The organism is Parabacteroides sp. B2-S-102 (assembly GCF_023656665.1).
Classification (GTDB): Bacteria; Bacteroidota; Bacteroidia; order Bacteroidales; family Tannerellaceae; genus Parabacteroides; species Parabacteroides distasonis.
Genome location: NZ_JAMOKM010000008.1, coordinates 131,679 through 153,870 on the forward strand (window position 1 = coordinate 131,679; position 22,192 = coordinate 153,870).

20 protein-coding genes are annotated in these 22,192 nt (G+C 44.5%); 18 read left to right on the forward strand and 2 right to left on the reverse strand.

Annotated elements, in window-relative coordinates:
• Positions 1-8 precede the first annotated feature (8 nt).
• The 17 genes from NBH07_RS12255 (at position 9) to NBH07_RS12335 (ending at position 20,223) form a co-directional block, all read left to right on the forward strand.
• The gene (locus tag NBH07_RS12255) at positions 9-1,109 is read left to right on the forward strand and encodes an MraY family glycosyltransferase (RefSeq protein ID WP_156682556.1); all 1,101 of its coding nucleotides are present in this window, start codon (positions 9-11) and stop codon (positions 1,107-1,109) included.
• Between the two features lie 90 nt (positions 1,110-1,199).
• Entirely contained in the window at positions 1,200-2,759 is a 1,560-nt protein-coding gene (locus NBH07_RS12260) for a PD-(D/E)XK nuclease domain-containing ATP-binding protein (RefSeq protein ID WP_036629199.1), read from the forward strand.
• A 292-nt stretch (positions 2,760-3,051) separates the two neighbouring features.
• Positions 3,052-4,590 (forward strand): oligosaccharide flippase family protein, encoded by a 1,539-nt coding sequence (locus NBH07_RS12265; protein ID WP_005861874.1) that lies wholly within the window; start codon positions 3,052-3,054, stop codon positions 4,588-4,590.
• A 40-nt stretch (positions 4,591-4,630) separates the two neighbouring features.
• Entirely contained in the window at positions 4,631-5,974 is a 1,344-nt protein-coding gene (locus NBH07_RS12270) for a hypothetical protein (protein ID WP_156682555.1), read from the forward strand.
• A 35-nt stretch (positions 5,975-6,009) separates the two neighbouring features.
• Entirely contained in the window at positions 6,010-6,891 is an 882-nt protein-coding gene (locus NBH07_RS12275) for an SDR family NAD(P)-dependent oxidoreductase (RefSeq protein WP_005861878.1), read from the forward strand.
• 11 nt (positions 6,892-6,902) lie between these two features.
• A complete protein-coding gene (locus NBH07_RS12280) occupies positions 6,903-8,648 on the forward strand; it encodes a thiamine pyrophosphate-binding protein (protein WP_005861880.1) in 1,746 nt (581 codons plus the stop codon).
• Entirely contained in the window at positions 8,645-9,070 is a 426-nt protein-coding gene (locus tag NBH07_RS12285; protein ID WP_122128703.1) for an acyltransferase family protein, read from the forward strand. Before NBH07_RS12280 ends, NBH07_RS12285 begins: the two co-directional genes overlap by 4 nt.
• On the forward strand, positions 9,070-9,621 hold the full coding sequence (locus tag NBH07_RS12290; RefSeq protein ID WP_262884040.1) for an acyltransferase family protein: 552 nt from the start codon (positions 9,070-9,072) through the stop codon (positions 9,619-9,621). The genes NBH07_RS12285 and NBH07_RS12290 overlap by 1 nt, the downstream gene beginning before the upstream one ends.
• A gap of 240 nt (positions 9,622-9,861) precedes the next feature.
• A complete protein-coding gene (locus NBH07_RS12295; protein WP_005861884.1) occupies positions 9,862-11,013 on the forward strand; it encodes a polysaccharide pyruvyl transferase family protein in 1,152 nt (383 codons plus the stop codon).
• Between the two features lie 161 nt (positions 11,014-11,174).
• Positions 11,175-12,116, forward strand: coding sequence for an EpsG family protein (locus NBH07_RS12300; protein ID WP_226768326.1), 942 nt, complete (start codon positions 11,175-11,177; stop codon positions 12,114-12,116).
• A 143-nt stretch (positions 12,117-12,259) separates the two neighbouring features.
• Positions 12,260-13,258, forward strand: a complete 999-nt coding sequence (locus NBH07_RS12305; protein WP_226768327.1) for a glycosyltransferase — start codon at positions 12,260-12,262, stop codon at positions 13,256-13,258.
• Positions 13,255-15,138, forward strand: coding sequence for an HAD family hydrolase (locus NBH07_RS12310; RefSeq protein WP_156682553.1), 1,884 nt, complete (start codon positions 13,255-13,257; stop codon positions 15,136-15,138). The genes NBH07_RS12305 and NBH07_RS12310 overlap by 4 nt, the downstream gene beginning before the upstream one ends.
• A 91-nt stretch (positions 15,139-15,229) precedes the next feature.
• Positions 15,230-16,330, forward strand: a complete 1,101-nt coding sequence (gene glf, locus NBH07_RS12315) for a UDP-galactopyranose mutase (RefSeq protein ID WP_005861893.1) — start codon at positions 15,230-15,232, stop codon at positions 16,328-16,330.
• A gap of 13 nt (positions 16,331-16,343) precedes the next feature.
• A complete protein-coding gene (locus NBH07_RS12320) occupies positions 16,344-17,324 on the forward strand; it encodes an acyltransferase family protein (protein ID WP_250833518.1) in 981 nt (326 codons plus the stop codon).
• A 24-nt stretch (positions 17,325-17,348) separates the two neighbouring features.
• Positions 17,349-18,137 (forward strand): glycosyltransferase family 2 protein, encoded by a 789-nt coding sequence (locus tag NBH07_RS12325; protein ID WP_005861896.1) that lies wholly within the window; start codon positions 17,349-17,351, stop codon positions 18,135-18,137.
• A 23-nt stretch (positions 18,138-18,160) separates the two neighbouring features.
• On the forward strand, positions 18,161-19,321 hold the full coding sequence (locus tag NBH07_RS12330) for a carboxylate--amine ligase (RefSeq protein WP_005861898.1): 1,161 nt from the start codon (positions 18,161-18,163) through the stop codon (positions 19,319-19,321).
• An 11-nt stretch (positions 19,322-19,332) separates the two neighbouring features.
• The gene (locus NBH07_RS12335) at positions 19,333-20,223 is read left to right on the forward strand and encodes a polysaccharide deacetylase family protein (RefSeq protein ID WP_005861900.1); all 891 of its coding nucleotides are present in this window, start codon (positions 19,333-19,335) and stop codon (positions 20,221-20,223) included.
• Here the strand turns inward: NBH07_RS12335 and NBH07_RS12340 are convergent.
• Together NBH07_RS12340 and NBH07_RS12345 are read right to left on the reverse strand one after the other, a co-directional pair.
• On the reverse strand, positions 20,177-21,307 hold the full coding sequence (locus NBH07_RS12340; protein WP_057317599.1) for a type II toxin-antitoxin system HipA family toxin: 1,131 nt from the start codon (positions 21,305-21,307) through the stop codon (positions 20,177-20,179). The genes NBH07_RS12335 and NBH07_RS12340 overlap by 47 nt on opposite strands.
• Positions 21,307-21,642 (reverse strand): helix-turn-helix domain-containing protein, encoded by a 336-nt coding sequence (locus tag NBH07_RS12345; RefSeq protein WP_005861905.1) that lies wholly within the window; start codon positions 21,640-21,642, stop codon positions 21,307-21,309. Before NBH07_RS12345 ends, NBH07_RS12340 begins: the two co-directional genes overlap by 1 nt.
• A 221-nt stretch (positions 21,643-21,863) precedes the next feature.
• Between NBH07_RS12345 and rplU the strand changes: the two genes are divergently transcribed.
• Entirely contained in the window at positions 21,864-22,181 is a 318-nt protein-coding gene (rplU, locus tag NBH07_RS12350) for a 50S ribosomal protein L21 (protein WP_005861907.1), read from the forward strand.
• Positions 22,182-22,192: the final 11 nt, after the last annotated feature.

A 22,192-nucleotide genomic window follows, 5' to 3' on the forward strand; every position in this document is an offset into this window, starting at 1 on the left:
TTAGGATCATGCAAACATCTTTGTTTCTATTATTCGGTTTCCTGTTTGCCGTATCGCTCGGCATGGTGATCATCCCGAGGATCTTGGTGATTTCCCATAAGAAACGGCTCTATGATGTCCCGGACGTCCGTAAGGTACATACGATGCCGGTTCCTCGTCTGGGTGGGCTGTCCTTTTTTCCAGTGATCCTGATGTCGATGTTCCTGGTGATCGGTTTTCGTCTGTACTTTTGGGATGTGAACGTGTCCGGCTTGTCATTCAATATGCTTTATGAGTACCTGTTCCTGTTCGTGGGCATGACGCTGCTTTATCTGGTGGGTGTTTGCGACGATCTGGTCGGTGTAGGCTACCGCTATAAGTTCGCCGTGCAGATTGCTGCGGCGTTTCTGTTGGTACTGTCAGGCAACTGGTTCGACTCGTTTGGTGGCTTGTTCGGTATTTACTCGGTGCCGGTTTGGGTAGGGGTGCCGTTCACGGTGTTTATCGTGGTATATATAACAAATGCCATTAACTTGATTGATGGTATCGACGGCCTGGCCTCGGGCCTGTGTTGTATCGCCTTGTCGGTCTTGAGCGTGATATTCTTTCTTCGTGGGCAGTATGTTTACGCCTTGTTGGCGATCTGTACGCTGGGTATCCTTATGCCCTTTTGGTGCTACAACGTGTTCGGTAACGCCAACCGTGGACATAAGCTTTTCATGGGGGATGCCGGCAGCCTTACGCTGGGCTACGTGATCAGCTTCCTGATCATCCACATGAGCGTGACGAACGAGGTCTCTCCGACATTGTCCAACCCGTACATGGTGATCGCTTTCTCTACGGTACTGGTTCCGCTGCTGGACGTGATCCGTGTGGTCTTGCATCGCCTGCGTGAGCACAAGAATCCGTTTTTGCCGGATAAGAATCACTTTCATCATAAGTTGTTGCGCACGGGGATGCGGGTACGGATGGTGATGGTGACGATCCTTGGGATAGCGTTGTCTTTTATCGGATTGAACGCATGGTTGGCATGGTGGATGAATATTACCTTCTTGTTGGCTATAAACTTGATTTTATGGTCGTTGCTACATTTGACGATTAATTGTTTTATCGCGAAAACACCTGTGTAGAAACGATGATCTGTAAAAAACAAGGTGAAATTCGTTGAATCCGGGAAAAATTGAATCTTTGAGGTTCAAGACTAAATAGGCGATACGATGATGGGACAAGAACGATTATATCCGATAGGCATCCAGACCTTCTCTGAAATCCGGGAGGGGAATTACCTGTATGTAGACAAGACGGAACTGGTCTACCGAATGACCCATTCCGCCTCGAAATATCAATTCTTGAGCCGTCCCCGCCGTTTTGGAAAATCCTTGCTGACCAGTACGCTGCGCAGCTACTTCGAGGGACGTAAGGAACTGTTCGAAGGGCTGGCGATGGAACGGCTGGAAAAGGAATGGACGAGCTATCCGGTGCTTCACTTCGACATGAGCACGGCGAAGCATATGGATCAGGAACGTTTGTTGAGTGAATTGGAACGGAAACTATCCGGTTACGAGGAAATATACGGACGCGATGAGAGCGCGGTCTATACCAACCAGCGTCTGGAGAGCCTGATAAAACGTGCCTACGCCCAGACCGGACAGAAGGTGGTTGTCTTGATTGATGAGTACGACGCTCCGCTCTTGGATGTGGTACACGAGGAGAGGGATCTTCCCGTATTGCGCGACGTGATGCGCAATTTCTACAGTCCGTTGAAGGCGTGTGATCCTTACTTGCGCTTCGTGTTCATCACCGGTATCACGAAATTCTCACAGTTGAGCATATTCAGCGAGCTGAACAATATTGAGAACATCAGCATGGACGAGGCTTATGCCTCGCTTTGCGGCATCTCGGAAGAGGAATTGCGCGGTCAGATGGGTGCGGATATCGATTTGCTGGCAGGGAAGCTGGGGATATCCGGAGAGGAGGCTTTTCTTCGCCTGAAAGATAATTATGACGGTTATCATTTCACGTGGCCGTCATCCGATATTTATAATCCGTTCAGTTTGCTTACCGCCTTGAGCAAGGGAAAAATCAGTTCCTATTGGTTTGATAGTGGTACACCTACCTATTTGATCGAGATGTTGGATAAGTATCACGTGGAACCCCAGCAAATAGGCGCACGCAAAGTGTTGGCGGAGTCGTTTGACGCCCCCACGGAACGGATGCTCGATATTACGCCCTTGCTCTATCAGAGTGGTTACGTCACGATAAAGGGCTATTCCCCGCTCACGAATTTGTACACGCTCGATATCCCCAACAAGGAGGTACGTATGGGATTGTTGAAGAGCTTGCTTCCCGGTTTTTTGCATCAATATACCGCGGATGGGCTTACCACGGTAGCCCTTCTTTTCGAGGCGATCGCAGGAGAGCGGATGGATGATGCGTTGCGTTTGTTGCAGACCTTCCTGTCCACCATCCCTCAATGTGACAATACGGATTACGAGGGTCATTACCAGTCGTTGCTTTATACGATCTTCAGCCTGCTTGGAATGTATGTGGACGTGGAAGTCCGTACCCCCCAAGGCCGTGTGGACATGGTGATGCGCACCACGACAACACTTTATGTCGTGGAATTGAAGTTGAATAGGACCGCGGATATAGCCTTTGATCAAATCAACTTGAAAAATTATCCGGAGCGTTTCGCTCTTTGCGGGTTACCGGTGGTGAAGGTTGGGATTAATTTCAGCACGGAGACACGGACGATCGAGGGATGGAAGATTGAATATTAAGTTCTATCTGGAACTTCATCGGAACTTTTTTTTAAAATATCTTTAACGGGTGCAGGGATTATGTTAACATGGTTCCTGACAAAATCACTTTGGTTACGAGCCAATGTTAATTTCAAAACTAATTATTTAACAAAACTCGGTTTAGGGCACTGAAAAGTGCTCTTTCAAAGGGGTATGCCCTAAATTGAGTGCTTACAAAAAAACGAGCCATTTTTATACTATCTTGACCAAAGCCTCTTGATACGATGCCTTTGCTCGAAAATTCAAATCGGGTAAAAATGAATCCTTTCTTATGTCAGTTTCGTCAGTGAACAATAAACGGATCGCTAAGAACACGCTGTTCCTCTACTTCCGCCAGATATTGGTGATGGCGGTAAGTTTGTATACGGTACGGGTGGTACTGGAGGTATTGGGCGAGGAGGATTATGGCATCTACAACGTGGTAGGTGGATTTGTGGCGCTGTTCAACATTTTGTCGGGTGCCTTGTCGGTGGCTATCGGCCGTTTCATTACCTACGAGATGGGGCAGCCGGATGCCACTACCTTGCGGTTGCGGCGCATTTTCTCATCCTCCTTGTTGATACAGATAGCCATGGGGCTTGTCATCTCCTTGCTGATAGGCACGTTCGGGGTTTGGTTCGTGGCGCATAAGATGGTCATACCGTCCGACCGCCTCGGCGTGACGTTTTATGTGTTGGGGTTCTCCGTGTTGAGCTTTTTCATCAATTTGCTGAGCGTTCCCTATAATGCGTTGATTATAGCCCACGAGCAGATGAAGGCGTTCGCTTACATCAGCATCATCGAGGTGGTCTTGAAGTTGCTGGTGGCCTATTTGTTACTGATCTCCCCTGTCGATAAGCTTTGGCTATACGCCTTGAGCATGGTGTTGGTGGCCTTGATCGTGCGTTTCACCTATGTGCTCTATTGCAAGCGTCATTTTGCGGAGTGCCGTTTCCTGTGGGGCTTCGACAGGCGATTGCTTTCCCGCATGTTCGCTTTTTCTGGTTGGGCGTTCTTGGGGAATGGGGCCATCGTGCTGAAAGACCAAGGAAGCAACGTCCTTTTAAACCTGTTTGGTGGTCCCGCTGTCAATGCCGCACGGGGGATCGCTATGCAAGTCAACGCGGCGGTGTATAGCTTCGTCATGAATTTCATGCAAGCCTCGAATCCGCAAATCACCAAGAACTACGCCTCCGGGAATCTGGAGGCGATGTATTCCCTGATCATCCGGTGCAGCAAGTTCAGCTTTTTTATCATGTTGATGATCTTGTTGCCCCTTTGTGCGGGCGTTGATTATGTGTTGCGGTTGTGGTTGGTCGATGTCCCCGCCCATACGGTGAATTTCGTGGTACTTACCCTTCTGTACTCACTCGTGGAGTGTTTTTTGAACCCCCTTATAACAGGTATGCTGGCACAGGGGAACATAAAATCTTTCGAGATAGGTTTGGCAAGTCTCTATACGGTTAATTTCATGGCTTCGTATGTTTGCTTGAAGCTAGGGATGCCTGTGGAGACGGTTTTTGTGCTGAACATTGTTTTTAAGGCTCTTGTGCTTGTCGTGCTGCTCATCCACTCCAAATTGAAGTTCGCTTTTCCGGTAGCACGTTTTTGCAAGGAATGCTTGTCGTTCTCATTGGCCGTATTCCTGCTGTCCGCGTTGTTCATTTATATTCTTCCCGGAAAGGAATACGGGGGTCTCGTCTGTTTTGGGGTAAGGACATTTGCGATCATGGCTTTCATCGGCGTGGCCGTGATACTCATCGGCATGACCCGGGAGGAGAGGGATTATGTGGTGAGAATATTAAAAGAGAGACTATCCCGCGCTCAGTGAAAGCTTTCGGGAATAAAGATGTAATCAAATTAATATACAGATGAATAAGACAATTGAGATCACGAAAGTGGTCGCTGTTGGCGACACTATCCAGTATGAGATATGCGATTCTACGGGCTTGAGTCTTCTTAAAAGCCGGAGGGTGGAGGCATGGGTGAAGTTCCATCATGCTGAGGGCTTTCCCTTTTCCTTGCGTGACTTGCCGGAATCTATCTTGGCTATCCCTATCTCGCTGTACTTATTACCGGCTACGTGGTTCTATGGGGTGGATCTGGTTGTCCCGTCCATGGATAAGACGTTGTATGAGTGTTTGCCGGATATTTATGAGACTTATTCCCGGATTTACGGTCCCTTTAAGAAGGTGTGGAGCGGGAGGGTGAGACCCGGAGCCGTGGTGGAGAATAAGATGGGAAAGAGCGGGTTTGATACGATCGTGTTCTTTTCCGGGGGCATAGATGCGGTACATGCCGGGATAAATAATCCAGGAAAGAGGAGTGTCTTGGTGAGTGTGCCAAGTATCGAGGCTATGGCAAAGACGAAGAAAGAAGACACCGGTGAGGATTTCCTCCAGGTCAAGTCTCGTCTCATCCGTGAGTTTTCCGCCGTTTCAGGCAGTGATTGGCTTCTGATCACGAATAATTTCCAAGCCGATGTTTTTGATGACGATCGGATATGGGCGGAGTTGAAGAACGCTTTCGCCCTCAGTAGCAAGGCGTTCCGTTTCGATGGATGGTTTGGCATGAAATATCTGGGGAACCTGCTTTCCGCTGCGCCTTTTGCTTATGCGCTGGGTATTAGATATTTAGTTATGGGAAGTACCTTTGAGCAGTTAGAGGATAATCATGCCTCCAATTTGGACGGGGCGAATCCGGAGCTGTCGGATTCATTCAAGTTCGCGGAGGTTTCCTTCACCGAGCAGGATGGTCTTTATGTGCGGCGTTCACTGAAAGCGAGGAATATCGTGGAGTGGTGTAAGGCACGGGGGGAGCGAACCATGCTTTGGACTTGTTTTGATGACGAGACGGAGCAGTGTGGCACGTGCATTAAATGTGTGAGGACGCAGCTTAATATCCTGTGCGCGGGAGAGGATCCGGCAGATTGGGGATTTAAGAAGTTCGACGAGAAGCGATTCTCCCGTCACGTTCGTCTCTATCAATATCGCGAGCGGAATTTATGCTGGCTTTGGGATATCGTGGATTCCATCGATGACACAGTGACCTATCCTTATTGCGATAAACTGTTACATTGGCTGAAAGGTGTGGGCTATAAACGCTATTCCCAAAGAGCGAAAAGGGCTTTCTATGTGAAAATGCTCCTCCGGATTCACCGATACCCCCATTACGTGAAGGCGATCTTCTTGAAACTGATGGGGAAGAGGCGGTAATGTAGGATCAATAGGCTGGATAAAAATAAGGAAATATGTCATTTAAACGTAAGGTAAAGGGGATGATTAAGTTCATTCTCAATAATATTCCTGCCCGGAAGTTTGACGTTCGGGTGGTAAGTCTCGCTCCGAACGAGTTGTTGAAGGGGCGTGTGGCTCTGATCACGGGCGGAACGAGCGGGATAGGTTTCCATATGGCGAAAGCGTTTTTACGGAGTGGTGCGGCGGTCGTGATAACGGGTCGTAGTGAAGAGCGCTTGCGACTGGCCTGTGGGGAATTGAACGAGGATGATCATTACAAAGGCCGTTTGTTCGGTTTGGTAATGGATAATACAAGGGTGGACTTATTCCATGATCGTTTTCAAAAGGCGTTAGATAAAGTGGGATCCGGAGGATTTCCGCATATAGATATATTGGTGAACAATGCGGGTGTGCTAGGTGCCTCGATGCCCAATGCCACGGAAGAAGCGTTTGACAAGGTGATAGATACGAACCTTAAAGGCGTATTCTTCTTATCGCAACTGTTTGGCGGATATTTGAAAGCGAATAAGGTGGAAGGGAATATCCTGAATGTAGGTTCGTCCTCTTGCTTGCGTCCTGCGACTTCCGCTTATACGCTTTCCAAGTGGGGAATACGAGGCCTGACGCTTGGACTTGCCAAGAGCCTTGCCCCTTATGGTGTTACGGTGAACGGGATAGCGCCCGGGCCTACGGCCACCCCGATGTTGTTGAAAGATGGTCAAGGTAATATCACGAATAAGGGGAATCCGATAGGGCGCTATGCCTTGCCGGAAGAGATAGCTAACATGGCGGTAGTGTTGGTAAGCCCAATGGGACGGACGATAGTCGGAGATATGGTTTATATGACAGGGGGAGCCGCAACTGTCACTTATGATGATATGGATTATACTTTTTAGAAAACAGGAATATGGATGGAAAATATTATAGCTCGGAACGTAGTGTCCAGCTCCTTATCTCGTTGCTTAAGCAGCACGGAATCAAGAAAATCGTTGCGTCTCCAGGAACTACGAATCTTTCGTTTGTCGCGAGTTTACAACAGGATGAGTGGTTTGAGGTGTATTCGAGCGTGGACGAGCGTAGTGCAGCGTATCTGGCGTGTGGTATGGCGGAGGAATCGGGCGAGCCCGTGGTGTTGAGCTGTACGGGGGCGACGGCTTCCCGTAATTATATCCCGGGACTAACCGAGGCTTATTATCGAAAGTTGCCGGTACTGGCCGTCACGAGCACGCAGGATATTTCCCGGATCGGCCATCATATCGCACAGGTGATAGACCGGCGCGTCATACAGAACGACATCGCTCTCTTGAGCGAGTATATACCTGCGACGGACGACAGCGTGAAGGAGTGGAGTAACACGGTGAGGATAAACTGCGCCTTGCTGGAGTTGCGTCATCGCGGCGGAGGCCCAGTGCACCTGAATATGGAGACCACCTACAGCCGCGATTATTCGGTTAGGGAATTGCCGCAGGCACGGATGATCCGCCGTGTCATGCCGAAAGACCTGTTCCCCGAGTTACCCAAGGGGCGTGTGGCGGTCGTTGTCGGCACGCACCGGAAATTCACTGATCCGGAGACGGCGGCTCTCGACGCTTTCTGCTCCACCTACGACGCGGTGGTGTTCACGGATCATACCAGCGGCTACAAAGGGAAATACCGGGTCCCGGTCTCCATCCTCTCCTCGCAAGAGAAGGACTATTGCGACTTGGTGAGCATGGATCTGCTGATACATATCGGAGAGGTATCCGGAGGTTATATAGGAATGCGCCCCCAGGAGGTGTGGCGTGTGAACCCGGACGGAGCGCTTCGCGATACCTATCGTAAACTGACCTGCGTGTTCGAGATGGAGGAGCGGGCGTTTTTCGAGCGTTACGCGGATACCGCGTCCGCGGGGCGTCAAGGCTACCTGGACGCTTGCCGGGAGGAACTAAGAGCCATTTGGGCGAAAGTGCCGAAAAGCGCCTTGCCGTTCTCGAACGTATGGATAGCCCATGAGACGGCAGGTCGTATCCCTGAGGGAAGCGTGCTCTTCTTGGGTATCCTCAATACGTTGCGTACATGGAACTACTTCGACCTGCCCGATTCGGTGTACGGATACGCCAATACCGGCGGTTTCGGCATAGACGGCTATATCTCCTCGTTCATGGGCGCTTCCTGGGTACATCCGGACAAGCTCTATTTCTGCGTGGCGGGCGACTTGGCCTTTTTCTACGACATGAATGTGCTGGGAAACCGTCATGTAGGGAGGAACGTCCGCATCTTGCTAGTCAATAACGGCAAAGGGACGGAGTTTCGCAACTACATGCATCCCGGCGCCGCCTTCGGCGAGGCGGCGGACGATTACATCGCCGCGGCCGGTCACTATGGCAATAAGTCGCGCCAATTGGTGCGCCACTATGCGGAGGATCTGGGATATGAATACCTTTCGGCCGAGAATAAGGAGGATTATTTGAGGCAACTCGACCGTTTCCTCGCTCCGGGTCTCACCGATCGTCCCATGCTGTTCGAGGTATTCACCGACAGCCGGGACGAGAGCGATGCCATACGGATCATGAACAACTTGAACGTATCGACCAAAGGCGTATTGAAAGAGGCGATGAAGAGCGTGGTAGGAGAAAAGGGGAAAGAGATGATCAAGAAGGTGATGGGGAGATGAAAGAGAGAGAGAGCTGGTTCGATTTTCTTCGGGGTGTGGCCGTTTTGATGGTCATAGCGATCCATACGTTTGCCGCCACTTCGCAAAAAGAGGAAATGGTTGGAGACGCACTGATTGTATCTAGGCAGATGTTGAATTGCGCTGTACCCCTGTTTTTGGCCATATCTGGTTATTTCCTTGCAAAAAAGCAAGGCGAGCGGTCGTATGCGCGATTCTTGAAACATCAAATCCCCAAGATCTATATACCTACTCTAATCTGGTCTTTACCTTATTGGGCCCTCTATGTGTGGCAGGGTAATGATTGGATGAAAGGCATGATCCTATTCCTCGCCTGCGGCTTCTCCATCTATTATTTCATAGCCCTTATCATTCAATACTATGTATTGCTTCCGGTGTTACGAAAGGTTAATATGGGGGGGTAATTTTAGCATTCGTTATCACTATGGTGGCTATAATACTAGTCACTTATTTAGATTTAGTCAAAGGATATGGCATGAGTTCCTTGGAAAAGGGTGGCCTGTTTCCCGTATGGCTCCTGTTTTTTGTGATGGGGGTTTATCTAGGCAATAGAAAAGAGCGTGCTTATCGGCTTTGGCCATGGCTTTTTGTAATGGGTATAGGTCTGTTCCTCTCGTTTTTGGAAACCAAATGGTTGTATCCTTTGTACTATATGGGATATGGCATAAAGGCCTCCGCGCATCTCTATTCGTTGGCGGTAATCATGGTATTGTTTTCCGAGAAGACTCAGCGGAAGTTTACCTCCTTTGGCCTTTGGTTTAGACTATTGGTCTGGTTGGGACAGATCTCGTTTGGGATATACCTTATCCATTGCTTTTTTATCATGGTATTGAGTCGCTTGCCCTTTCATTGGGATTGGTTCTCACAGACATTCGTAGTGTTGGCTCTCTCCTCATGCCTTGTATATGGCGTACGAAGAGTCTTGCCATCGGTGGCTCGCAGGGTAGGATTTTAAAAGGACTCGAATGATTGGGTTCTGCTGTCTTTTTACAGGGTGCGCTGCAATACAACAGTGCCCTTTCCGCCTAATGTGAGGTGATTGTAACCCGAAATACGAAAGATTTCTAATTTTTAGAACGTTTATCTCTATTGGGTGATGGCCGTCCGGCTGTCGCTTTGATAACTTTATACTTATAAATCAGTAATTCATGGATCAGCAATCCGCAGTTTCGAGGAAGAAAATAAAATATAGACTATGAGAATAGGAATCGTTACGTTTTGGCAAAGCGGTGACAATTATGGGCAGCAATTGCAGTGTTGGGCTTTGCAGCGTTATTTAAAAGGGATTGGCCATGAGCCATTCTTAATACGTTACCTCTATAAAGAACCACTTTGGAGAAAGTGCTTGAAGCTTATGGCGAAGACGGTTCTCGTCTATCCGCTCCTGCGTTGGTGGAGGCATCGCGAGGTCAGGCGCATGGAGGCTGTTAATCGGGTTAAGAATAAAGAGCGTCGTTTTGAGGAGTTTAGGAAGAGCCATATCTATCAGACTCAACGGATCTATGGCTCTTTAAAAGAGTTGCGGAAGGATCCTCCAACGGCAGATCTCTATATAACGGGTAGCGACCAGGTATGGCATCCCGTGCTTTTGAGACGGAAAGACGATCGGGCCTATTGGCTGGATTTCGGATCGGATCGGATAAGGCGTATCGCATACGCGGCTAGTTTCGGATCGGATCAATGTCCTTTAAGGCTTCAAGCGGAACTAACCGCTAGATTGTCTCGGTTCGATATCCTGTCCGTACGCGAGGAAAGCGGGGTCGCTATCTGCCAAGCGGTCGGGAAAGAGGCGGTACATGTGCTCGATCCGACCTTGTTGCTTGCGAAGGAGGAGTATCTGTCTCTTTCACGAGATATACCCCCAAGCCCTTCTCCTTACATTTTTATATATAGTATCAATATTTCAAGTAATGAGGAGATATGTTGGCCGGAGCTTCGAGGTTTCACAGAGAGAGAGGGACTATCGTTGGTGGTGACACCCGCCAGCGGATATTTACCCGGTCGTGAACTATTTCAAGGGGTGGAATATCGTTACGCCACTATTCCGGAATGGCTTTCCCTTATCCGGCATTCCGGCCTTGTGGTGACCACCTCTTTTCATGGGGTGGCTTTCTGTATCCTGTTCCATAAGCCTTTCGTTTATTTCCCTTTGTCCGGCACGCATGCCAAAGGGAACAGCCGTGTATTAAACATGCTTTCCAAACTAAGCTTGTCGGATAACGTCTGGAAAGCCCCCGGAGATTTTGAACGGATTTATCATCTCCCGATAGATTGGGACAAGATAGAGGAGTCGCTGGCACCTTTACGTGAGCGATCCGTGACGTTTCTGCGGGAAGCGTTGAAGTAATGATTTCGTGAATATGAAAATTGGTTATTTGTCTCTATAGTACTATGATAGAAACATTTATCTTATATAATGCCATATTGTTGCTGTCCGTATTATTCGCATATTATGCAGAACATTCTAAAACGAGACGCTCACGTATCCTTGCTCGTTACAGCCTCTTTATGGTACTTTTCGTGCCCTCTGTTCTACGATATGATATTGGTACTGATTATGCAAGTTATGTGGATTCTTTTAATTTTTCTTCCGAATACAAACAAACAGAAATAGTTTTTTATGCTTTGATCCTTTTTTTAAGGAATCTTCAGTTGCCTGCGCATAGCCTTTTCGTTTGTTCTGCATTTATAACCTATTTTCCTTTGCTGTTCTTGCAAAGAAAGAACTATACGTGGAAAATTTTGATGTATGTGTTGTTGTGCTATTTATTGTCTTATTCTGCGATAAGGAATATGATTTCTTTGTCTCTCGTAATCTTAGCATTCGATTTGTTTTTTAGAGGTAAAAGATGGGGGGCTTTCATAATATATCCATTGTCTGTCTTGTTTCATGCTTCCTCATTTGTTTTCCTGCCATTCTTTTTTGTAAATAGGATGCATTGCAATAGAATTATTCTCCTGCTCATTTCATCGTTTTTATTATGTATATGTTATACAGATATGTTTTTTGTTTTGTTGAACAATGACTTGTTCTTGAATTCATATTATGGAGGATATATGTTTAGTGTTTATGGGGTTGAGCCTTCCTATAATACGGGATATGGTGCGTTTTCGAAAATATTGTTTGCGGCGATAGTTTTTTTGTCTGTCTTGTTCTCGAAGACTAAAGATAATGCTGTGATTTATTTTTCATTGTTTTATTTTATATCATTGGTCTTAATGACAAAGGTTAGTATTTTTTTAAGATTGGCAGATGCAGCTGCAATAACATTGGTGTTTGCTCTCCCCTTATGCTTGAGTGTATGGCGTGAGAAAAAGATTATAGCTTTGAAATATCTCATGGTGTTGTTTTATGTTGTTTTATTTGAGATGTTTATTTATGCTAATAATAGGGGCCTAAAAGAAGGAAATGTTGGTGTTTCTCCTTATCAAACAATATTTTGTGAATAATTATGAGAGTTGCTTTTTTATTGAATGATGCGGGATTGTATGGAGCAAATCTTTCGCTTTCTAATATGATTAAGTCGTATGGCTTTAAGGATTGTTTGGTTTTGTCTCCATCAGAAGGCCCTTTCTTGTCGCTGTTGAAAGAAATGGGCGTATCGTATAAGGTTGTTCCATTTAAATTTAATATGGCGACTTATAATAAGAATTTTTTAAGTTTTATATTATATCCTGTTAGGTTTTGTTATTATTGGATTCTTAACAAGTATTCTTATCCTTTGATATTAAAAATTATAGAAGAGAATGGTATAGATGTTATTCATTCGAATAATAGTTGGATTAGTATTGGCTTTGAAATCGCAAAACAAAAGCGGATTAAGCATGTTTGGCATTTGAGAGAAATGTCAGATTTACATTTCTATATGCGGTCATTTAAACCTTTTGAAAAGTTATGTGAGGATTTCAATAATTCGGATTCTGTCATTTGTGTGTCTGAAGCGGTAAAGAGGCATTTTCATATTCGGAATAAGAACGCAGTGGTTCTTTACGATGCGGTCGATTCTATCCGTAATATTCAAGATGTGCATTATGAGAAGGAGAATTATTTCTTGTATTGTGGTGGCTTAAGTGAAAATAAAGGTGTTTTGGATGCTATATCGTCATTTTCAAAAGTGTCACGCAATCGCAATATTCGGCTGTATATAGCGGGAACCGGATCTGCTCATTTCGTCAAGAAGATGAAATCGCTTATAGAAAAAGAGGGGATAGAGGGAAAAGTCGTCTTGTTGGGATACCGTACGGATGCCAAGGAGTTGATGAGGAAAGCGGTTGCATTATTAATGTGTTCCTGGCATGAGGCATACGGGCGAGTGACGGTGGAGGCTATGATGAATGATTGCGTGGTTATCGGAAGGAATTCGGGTGGGACATCGGAATTGATAGAACATGAGGAAACCGGATTCTTGTTTGATTCGAATAGCGAATTGGAGGCATTGATGGAGAAAGTCTTGGATATGGATACGACCATTATTCGAGATAAAGCGAGGGAGAAAGCCATTCACTCGTTTACGGAGGAGGTCTATGGCGAGCAATTAAAAAAGGTCTATGATAATTTGTTAATTCAAAACCACAAAACAACACAGGAATGAGTATCAAGTCTTACAAGCAATATATCGATAGATGCGAGGTTGTTTCTTTCGATGTGTTCGACACGCTGATAAAAAGGAACGTAAGGACACCCAAAGATGTGTTCTCGTTGGTGGAAAGAGAGGCGTTAAAACGTTTCGGTGTCTCTATGGAAGGATTCAGGGATAAGCGTGTATGTGCGGAGCGAACGGCCCGCGAATTGTCCGATCGCGAGGAGATCTCGTTTGGGGAAATTTACGATCAATTGCCTTATGAGGAGGAGATTAAATCGTCCTTATCGCAGCTGGAACTGGAGATGGAGTATGCGTTGACTACCGTGAATCTAGAAATCAAGGAGGTTTATAAGTATGCCATTGACTGGGGGAAAGAGGTGATTATCGTCTCCGATATGTATTTGGATCGGGCTTTTATTGAGCGTCTTTTATTGAAATGCGGTTATAACCAGTATAAGAAAATATACGTCTCCTCGGAGACCGGAGTCCAAAAATATACCGGCAATATGTATAGGATGATATTGCGGGAGAACTCATACAGCCCCGGAAAAATAGTACATATAGGGGATGCTTTGATGGCGGATTATATACGTCCGAAATTGTCCGGTATCCGATCCGTTCATATACCAAGAGAGGTCAACCATACGCTTTATTGTCGGAAATCTAAAACGGGAGAACTCGATTCGGATTCTTTGTATAGCTTTATCAATAATACGGTATCGGAATCGGGTGATCGTTTGTTTCGTATCGGATATGAGACCTTGGGACCTCTTTTGTATGGGTTTTGTGTTTGGCTGCATGAATATAAATTACGTTTGGGAATCGATAAGTTTCTGTTCCTTTCTCGTGACGGACAAATCATGCGTGCCGCTTATAAGATATTATATCCTAAGGAGGATACTGAATATGTATATGCTTCAAGGAGAAGTTTATTAGTCCCGATATTACGCCATTGCAAGGATATAAAAGCCATGTTGGACAGGCTCTCTATATATCGTTATACATCGGTCAGAACGATGTTGGATTTGTTGGGGTTAGATTATAAGGAATATGTCTTGGCACTTGGTCGTTATGGACTTGATCTGGATGATTCTTTTTTGAAAAAAGATTTTTTAGAGAATAAGGATTTATCGAGTTTCCTAAAGGAATTACTTCCCGATATTATTGAGAATTCGGAAGAAGAATTTCTCTCTTTACAGTACTACATCGATCGTTTAAACCTATCCGGAAAAGTAGGGATTATCGATATAGGTTGGCGGGGACGTTTACAGAAGGCTTTGGAGGAAATGTTGCCGGAACTAGGAAAGAATATGGAAATTATGGGATTCTATCTAGGTATCATGTTGGATAAGGAAAACGCTTTCGGCTATCTGTATGGCTCGGAAGATTCCGAGGAAAAGGTGATGGTGCGATCCTTCGAGGGGTTACTGGAGATGTTGTTCAGTGCGGATCACGGCTCGGTGAAACGGTATAAATCGGATCAAACTATTGAATTGTATGATTTTGAATATGATGGGAACAGTAAGTTGAGAAATGATTTCAAGGATCTCCTAAAGATACGGGAGGGGGCTTTATGCTTTGTCAAGCGGTTCTGTGAGAATTCCTTGTCGGATGTCATCCGCTGGGACAAGACGATGGCTTTCGATGCGATCTGCCGTTTGGGAACGGAAACCCGTCAGTCGGACTTAAATCGGTTCGGAAATTGGTCTTTTTATGCCAATAATACGATTTCCCCGTTGGCTAAACCTAATCGTGGCGTTTACTTCAGTTTTTTGAAATTGAAAAAGGGTATTTCCTCATCACCTTGGAAAATAGGTTATTTAAAACGTTTTCTAAAGATACCGTTGCCGTATTTGAGAATATATAAGTGGTTTATGCATGATCAATAGTAGATAAGGAAACCGATAGGCTTACAAAAAGGATCTTATTCTTTGTGCCTGTTGACAGATTCCTCAAATAATAATTTTAAACCATATAGAGATGATTTATGATTACCTTATCGTCGGTTCCGGTCTCTTTGGAACCACAATGGCCTACCTCCTTCATCAAAAAGGATATAAATGTTTGGTTATAGACAAGCGCTCGCATATAGGGGGTAATGTCTATACGGAGTCCGTGAATGGCATCAACGTACATAAGTATGGGGCGCATATTTTTCATACCAGTGACAGGAGGGTATGGGAGTTCGTGAACTCGTTGGTTGAGTTCAATCGGTACACCAACTCTCCTGTGGCAAATTATAAGGGAAAACTGTATAATTTGCCTTTCAATATGAATACTTTCTATCAGATGTGGGGGGTGACGACCCCGGAGGAGGCTAAGGAGATGATAGAGAAGCAACGGAGAGAGTCCGGAATCCTTAGCCCTAAGAATTTGGAAGAACAGGCTATATCTTTGATCGGGAAGGATATTTATTATACGCTGATCAAGGATTATACAGAAAAACAATGGGGACGTAAGGCTACGGAACTTCCTGCGTTTATCATTAAACGACTTCCTGTGCGTTTCACTTTCGATAATAATTATTTCAATGATAAGTATCAAGGTATCCCGGAGGGCGGATACACGAGGATGATCGAGAAAATGCTAGATGGCGTGGAGGTTCGTTTGAATACGGATTATTTCGGGAATCGAGAATATTTTGATTCGATAGCGGATCGGGTAATCTACACGGGGGAGATTGATCGCTTCTTTGATTATCGCTTTGGGTATTTGGAGTATCGAACCGTGAGTTTCGAAACAGAGTTATTGGAAGGTGTTCCTAATTTCCAAGGGAATGCCGTGGTGAACTATACGGATGCCGATACTCCTTATACCCGTATTATCGAACATAAACATTTTGAGTTTGGACAACAACCGGACACGGTGATCTCAAGGGAGAATTCCAAGGAGTGGAGACCGGGGGATGAGCCTTATTATCCGGTGAACGATAAACGGAACAGTGAGTTGTATGTTCGGTACAAGGCCTTGGCAGACGCACAAGAGAAGGTGGTCTTTGGCGGTCGGCTGGCGGAATATAAATATTATGATATGCATCAGGTGATCGCAAATGCGTTGGAGTTGGCGGAAAAATTTAATTAAACTTGGAATGATTATGGGAAAGAAACTCACGCAAGTTTCATTTTTATTTGTTTTTGCAACACTGTTGGTTGTGATAGGCCATGCGGATATTACCTTGGATTACAGAGATCTCTGGATTTATAAATGGGTGTATTCATTTCATATGCCTCTTTTCTTTTTCTTGTCTGGATTCTTGTTTGCGTATACATATCCAGCAAATAAAATGCAAGGAATGAGATTCTTTCCATTCATGAGGAAAAAGGTCAAGCGGCTCTTATTGCCTTTCTTATTTATTAATAGTGTGATTTTTGTTATTAAGTCACGTTTTGTTCCTGCGGAGTTGATGCAGAATCCGTTGACGTTTAGTTTCTCCTCGTGGGTGGAGAGTATGCTTTGGTATCCGATTGGATTTATGTGGTTTTTACCGACGTTGTTCATGATATTCGTATTCTTTTCGCTTTTAAGGAAATGGATATATGTTAACGTATATTTACAAATGGGGGGGGTAATTTTGCTGTTTGTGTTAAGTTATGTGATGCCTAATATGCAGTTTATGCAAATATCGGTTGCTGTTCATTACTCCGCTTATTTCGGTTTGGGAATTCTTTATTGTATTTATAAGGGGAGGATAGATGCTATTCTGCTACGATATAAGTATGGAATGTTTTTGGGATCGTTTGCTTTATCCGCTAGCTTATTGCCATGGAAATTGGTTGCCGCATTAGTAGGTATCGTATTCAGCCTGATTTTATCGCTTATAGTGGAGAAGCGTAGCGGGGTAGGCTTGATACATCTATCCGACTACACCTATACCGTGTTCCTGCTTTCTTATTTCCCGCAGATGCTTGTGTGCGGACCTATTGCCCATGCTTTTCCGGAGGTGAACCAATATCTGTTTTCGTGTGTCTCGTTTGTGTTGGGATTCTCGTTACCCATCCTCTTTGGCGTGATATATCGTAGGGTAAAGGATGCGAATAGGCTGACAAGATTTGTCGGTCTTTTGGTGGGATTATGATTATAAAGAGAAAAATATAATACAATGTCTGAAAATATGGAAAAGGGATTGGTCTCGATCATTACCCCTATGTATAAAGGGGCTGAGTTTGTTGGCGATACGATAGAATCTGTCTTGAAGCAAACGTATACGAATTGGGAGATGATTATCGTAGATGATTGCTCGCCGGATGATGGGGCGGGGATCAACGTCGTGAAGCGGTATGCGGATCCGCGGATCAAATTGATAGAGAGCAAGGTGAACAAAGGTTCTTCTGGGGCGAGGAATATTGCGTTGAAAGAGGCGAAAGGACAGTATATAGCGTTCTTGGATTCGGATGATATGTGGCCGGAAGAGTATTTGGAATCACAAGTGAATTTTTTGCAAACGGAGAAAGCTATTATAGTTTATGCTTCAGTACAACATATAGAAGAACATTCTAAGCGATACTTGGGAGTTCCATTTCCCCGTCCGAAAAAGGTTAAATATGATGATTTGTTAAAATTATGTCCGATTTGTCCTTCTGCTACGGTTTATGATGTGTCCAAATCGAAGAAATATTATTTTGATGAGCAATTAGGGAGTCTCAGGGATGATTATGTTTATTGGCTAAAAATCCTGAAAGAGGTACCATATGCTTATGGAAATTTGACTGTAACAATCTCCTATAGAGATAGGGTCACGGCAGTTACTTCTAATAAAATAAGAATGATAAAGCCTCAGTGGCTGGTACTTCGAAGAGTAGAAAAATTATCATTAATAAAAAGTTTGTATTGTTTAGTTTATTGGGGAATAGTAGGGGTCGTAAGAGAAAAATTGTACTATAAGCTTTAATAGTTTATGTTATACCGCTAGATATGAATATTTTGTTACTGGATGCTCATACGGTTCAATCCATTTCCGTAGCTCGTTCTTTGAAAGAGAATGGTCATGTTATATTTGGTTTCATTGAATCTAGGTTATCTTATGGTTATGTCTCTAGGTTTGTAGATCATAAGATCCTTTGTCCTATCTTGCGTGATGCTCCCTCTGAATACTTGAATTTTTTAGTTGATTTCTTGGGGAAAAATCCACAAGATGTTATTATTCCAATGTATAATGATAGCGCAGAGTTGTTGAGCCAAAATAAGGAGAGGATAGAAAATTCTTTTTCCGTGAAGTGTGCCATTCCACATTATGATACTTTTATAAAGGCACATGACAAAGAAAGATTGATGGATGTTTGCAAGCAACGATCATTTCCACACCCTCGGACTGCATTTCTTTCGTCAAAAAATCTGCATGAAGTAGTATCTTATGTTGGCTTTCCTGCTTTAATCAAACCGAATATTTCATCTGGGGCTAGAGGGATTATGCTTGTGCATGAAGAGAAAGAGCTATTAGACAAATGGCCTGCCATAGAACGAGATTTTGGTCGTTGCACTTTACAGGAATATGTTGATCATACAGGGATCTATTATAATGTGATGCTTTATCGTGATAAGAGCGGGGGGTGCCATGAAGCCGTAATTATTCGAATCATGCGTTATTTCCCTTTAAAAGGAGGGACTAGTTGTTATTGTGAGACGATTCAAAATGAGACTTTGGTCTGCATCTGTAAAGATATTTTAGATGCTTTGGATTGGGTTGGTTTTGCCGACTTTGATATTATGGAGAGCAAATCGGGGGAATATAAAGTTATAGAAATAAATCCTCGTGTACCGGCAAGTATACATGCTGCATATATAGCAGGAGTTAATTATCCGGAAATGATCGTTCATGATATGAAGGATGAACCGATCTTAACTTATACTTATCATATCGGAAAAGTATTACGTTTTTGGGGACTGGATGTTATGTGGTTTATCTTTTCTCCCCAAAGATTTAGTTCCCATCCCTCTTGGTTCTGCTTTTTAGGTAAGAATATATTTTATCAGGATGGATCTTTAAAAGACCCTTTACCAATGTTGATGGGTATATTATCTGGTTTGGTGAAATATCTGAATCCTTCTTTTCGAAAATCTAAATTAAGATCTTGATTTAACAAAATATGAACATACTAACTTTCGACATCGAGGAATGGTTTCATCTCCTCGATAACGATTCTACACGCTCTGAAGAGCAGTGGAAAGGGTTTGAAGTGCGTATCTATGAGAATATGGAGCGCATTTTTCGTATCTTGGAGGAGACAGATACGAAGGCTACTTTTTTCGTGATCGGCTGGATCGCCAAGACGTATCCGGATATCGTGAGACAGATTGCATCCAAGTATCAGGTGGGAAGCCATACGATGAATCATCAGTTAGTGTGGCAACAATCGAGGGAGGCATTCAAAGAGGATGTCTCTTCTTCCATAAAATTGCTGGAGGATATAACGGGACAGAAGGTAGAGGCTTTTCGTGCGCCGGGCTTCTCGATCCGTGAGAGCGAGGGGTGGGCTTTCGAGATATTGCATGAATTGGGAATTCGTATGGATAGCTCGGTTTTTCCTGCGCATCATGCGCATGGAGGAATGCCATCATATGTTTCTGCGGTGCCTAGCTGGGTGGAATATAACGGAATAAGGATGAAAGAATTCCCGATCGTGTATCGTAAGATATTGGGAAAGCATATCGTTTTCTCTGGAGGAGGCTATTTCCGCTTGGTTCCCTATAGATTATTGAGGAAATGGACACGTGAATGTCCGGAATATTTGTTGGCTTACATCCATCCTCGTGATCTGGATGCGGAGCAACCGATGATTGAGGACTTAAATTATATCCGTCGTTTCAAATCGTATTATGGCTTGCGTGGAGCGGAAGAGAAATTGAAACGATGGCTTATGGATTTTGATTTTATGGACTTACGTACGGCGGATGGTCTGATAGATTGGAAGGCAGCTCCTATTGTCGAAATTACTCCCAGTCTTTGTTCCGCAACAAATCTCCGCAGCCAGTCCTAACCTCTTCAATGATTCGTATGCAGCGCGGTTTATTCATCTTGTTTTTAGTACCGATGGTTATCATGTCTTGAATGGTGGGATGTCCGGTTCCATTGACCGAAGTCGCATGTTCACCATTATAACCCTCTGTGCATAGGGTGAGATCGTAGGCGGGAGCAAGATGCCATTGCCATGTGCTGGTATCACTTTTCTGTATTGTGAAACTGAAATTCTTGCAATGATCATCTTTGTTGTCTGTGAAATAGTTGAAAACCATACGACGAAACATTTCTTCCACTTCTAAAGGATTCTGCGTTAGATAGCCAGTTAGGGCCAGTAAGTTGCTATAATCGAGAATTGGGTTGGATAGTGGAATGTTAAGCAGTCCTCCGGCTGTGACTGTATGCAAACGTTCTCCATCTTGCGAGATGTCGAAGCGGCGTGTCGTGAAATACTTACCGTTGATCAGTTTGAAGTCTGGAACGCGGATGCCACATTGTCGTGCTAACTCATTGTAATGAAATTCTATCAATCCCATGTCTTGAGGGTCGTATGTATGGCGGAACTTCACCATCCAATGCCCTTCATTGTTGGAGAACAATGCCTTGGGTCTGCATCCGCCGCTATTTCGGCTGTTAAAAAGAAGAAGTTCTACGTCATCGTCGTTCTTCTCATGCAACACTTCTAAGGCCTTTTCTTGCAGCAGATCGAAATCAAGGGGCTCATGCGAAGTACCTATGCTGGTTTCCGGTTCGTATGTGAGTGCTCCCATACCCCCATTTCCCACTAGACTTAGACGGTCGAGCGCTGACAATTGGGTATCGTTGATGCCTTCTTTGAGCAAGGCCTTATGCAAGAGGTAGCGACCATAGCCATCGGGCAGACTGTCTTCGAAAACACCGAAATTCCCATAAAAAGGTGAGGGCTTTGCGATGAACAATCCCGGTTTCAGCGGAAGTTCCAATGGGGATATACTGAAACCGTTGGAAAGCCATGCTTTATCGTATTCAAAGGCACACTGTTTGTTGTCGGGAGTGAGCGAAAGCGTCCCGACTATCTGTTCGTGATACTTTACGATAAGTCTTTCTATTTTTTTGATTCTCATTACTTATGTACTTTTTTCTTGTTGGTATTCTTGCGGATTTGTAGTAGCTCCTCCATGGTGGAGTATTTTGGTTCGGAAAAAAGCTTCTTTATCTCCGAAGTGTAACCTAATGCCATTGCTATGCCGATAAGGTTCTTGAGTGAGATAAGACCTTTCTGTTCGAATCGCACGATATTACTGACTGCTACACCTGCCTTCTCCGACACTTGTTCGCGTGTCAGATTCTTCTCTATACGTCGCTTGCGGAAGTCGTTGGCTATTTCTTTAGCGATCTCATCCGGGTTGTCTAGCGTATAGTTGTCAAGAACTGATAACATATTATTTGTTTCCTGCATCTTTATTTGGATAATAGTAATATATTATTAGTTGCAAAGGTAGTAAAAAGCTCTGTATTCTCATCGTCTTATGCGTGGCTTTTTAAAAGTTCAAGAAGATGTTTGTGGAATTAAATAAAAAACTCTATCTTTGCACTCGATTTTCCGCAGAGGGTAAATAAGTGGAGCCGGAGACGGAGCCCACCCCCGGGACCTAACCTGTTTAAAAGATTTTAAGACAGATGTACGTAATCGTAGAAATTAACGGACAACAGTTCAAGGCTGAGCAAGGCAAGAAATTGTTCGTTCATCACATTCAGAACGCGGAAAGCGGTGCTGTTGTGGAGTTTGACAAGGTGTTGTTAGTAGATAACAACGGTGAGGTAACAGTGGGTGTTCCTACTGTAGAGGGCGCAAAGGTAGTATGCGAGGTATTATCTCCGCTGGTAAAAGGTGACAAGGTGCTGGTATTCCACAAGAAGAGAAGAAAAGGTTACCGTAAATTGAACGGTCACCGTCAGCAGTTCACTGAGGTGAGTATTAAAGAAGTTATTGCTTAACGTTTAAAGGA

What these genes read in the sequence shown, in the direction of transcription:
- NBH07_RS12270 (WP_156682555.1), top strand. Translation starts at nt 4,631, where the DNA reads ATGAATAAGACAATTGAGATCACGAAAGTGGTCGCTGTTGGCGACACT.
- NBH07_RS12265 (WP_005861874.1), top strand. Translation starts at nt 3,052, where the DNA reads ATGTCAGTTTCGTCAGTGAACAATAAACGGATCGCTAAGAACACGCTG.
- NBH07_RS12285 (WP_122128703.1), top strand. Translation starts at nt 8,645, where the DNA reads ATGAAAGAGAGAGAGAGCTGGTTCGATTTTCTTCGGGGTGTGGCCGTT.
- NBH07_RS12295 (WP_005861884.1), top strand. Translation starts at nt 9,862, where the DNA reads ATGAGAATAGGAATCGTTACGTTTTGGCAAAGCGGTGACAATTATGGG.
- NBH07_RS12340 (WP_057317599.1), bottom strand. Translation starts at nt 21,307, where the DNA reads ATGAGAATCAAAAAAATAGAAAGACTTATCGTAAAGTATCACGAACAG.
- NBH07_RS12255 (WP_156682556.1), top strand. Translation starts at nt 9, where the DNA reads ATGCAAACATCTTTGTTTCTATTATTCGGTTTCCTGTTTGCCGTATCG.
- NBH07_RS12320 (WP_250833518.1), top strand. Translation starts at nt 16,344, where the DNA reads ATGGGAAAGAAACTCACGCAAGTTTCATTTTTATTTGTTTTTGCAACA.
- NBH07_RS12275 (WP_005861878.1), top strand. Translation starts at nt 6,010, where the DNA reads ATGTCATTTAAACGTAAGGTAAAGGGGATGATTAAGTTCATTCTCAAT.
- NBH07_RS12325 (WP_005861896.1), top strand. Translation starts at nt 17,349, where the DNA reads ATGTCTGAAAATATGGAAAAGGGATTGGTCTCGATCATTACCCCTATG.
- NBH07_RS12280 (WP_005861880.1), top strand. Translation starts at nt 6,903, where the DNA reads ATGGATGGAAAATATTATAGCTCGGAACGTAGTGTCCAGCTCCTTATC.
- NBH07_RS12300 (WP_226768326.1), top strand. Translation starts at nt 11,175, where the DNA reads ATGGTACTTTTCGTGCCCTCTGTTCTACGATATGATATTGGTACTGAT.
- NBH07_RS12345 (WP_005861905.1), bottom strand. Translation starts at nt 21,642, where the DNA reads ATGCAGGAAACAAATAATATGTTATCAGTTCTTGACAACTATACGCTA.
- NBH07_RS12305 (WP_226768327.1), top strand. Translation starts at nt 12,260, where the DNA reads ATGGGCGTATCGTATAAGGTTGTTCCATTTAAATTTAATATGGCGACT.
- NBH07_RS12310 (WP_156682553.1), top strand. Translation starts at nt 13,255, where the DNA reads ATGAGTATCAAGTCTTACAAGCAATATATCGATAGATGCGAGGTTGTT.
- NBH07_RS12330 (WP_005861898.1), top strand. Translation starts at nt 18,161, where the DNA reads ATGAATATTTTGTTACTGGATGCTCATACGGTTCAATCCATTTCCGTA.
- glf (WP_005861893.1), top strand. Translation starts at nt 15,230, where the DNA reads ATGATTTATGATTACCTTATCGTCGGTTCCGGTCTCTTTGGAACCACA.
- rplU (WP_005861907.1), top strand. Translation starts at nt 21,864, where the DNA reads ATGTACGTAATCGTAGAAATTAACGGACAACAGTTCAAGGCTGAGCAA.
- NBH07_RS12260 (WP_036629199.1), top strand. Translation starts at nt 1,200, where the DNA reads ATGGGACAAGAACGATTATATCCGATAGGCATCCAGACCTTCTCTGAA.
- NBH07_RS12335 (WP_005861900.1), top strand. Translation starts at nt 19,333, where the DNA reads ATGAACATACTAACTTTCGACATCGAGGAATGGTTTCATCTCCTCGAT.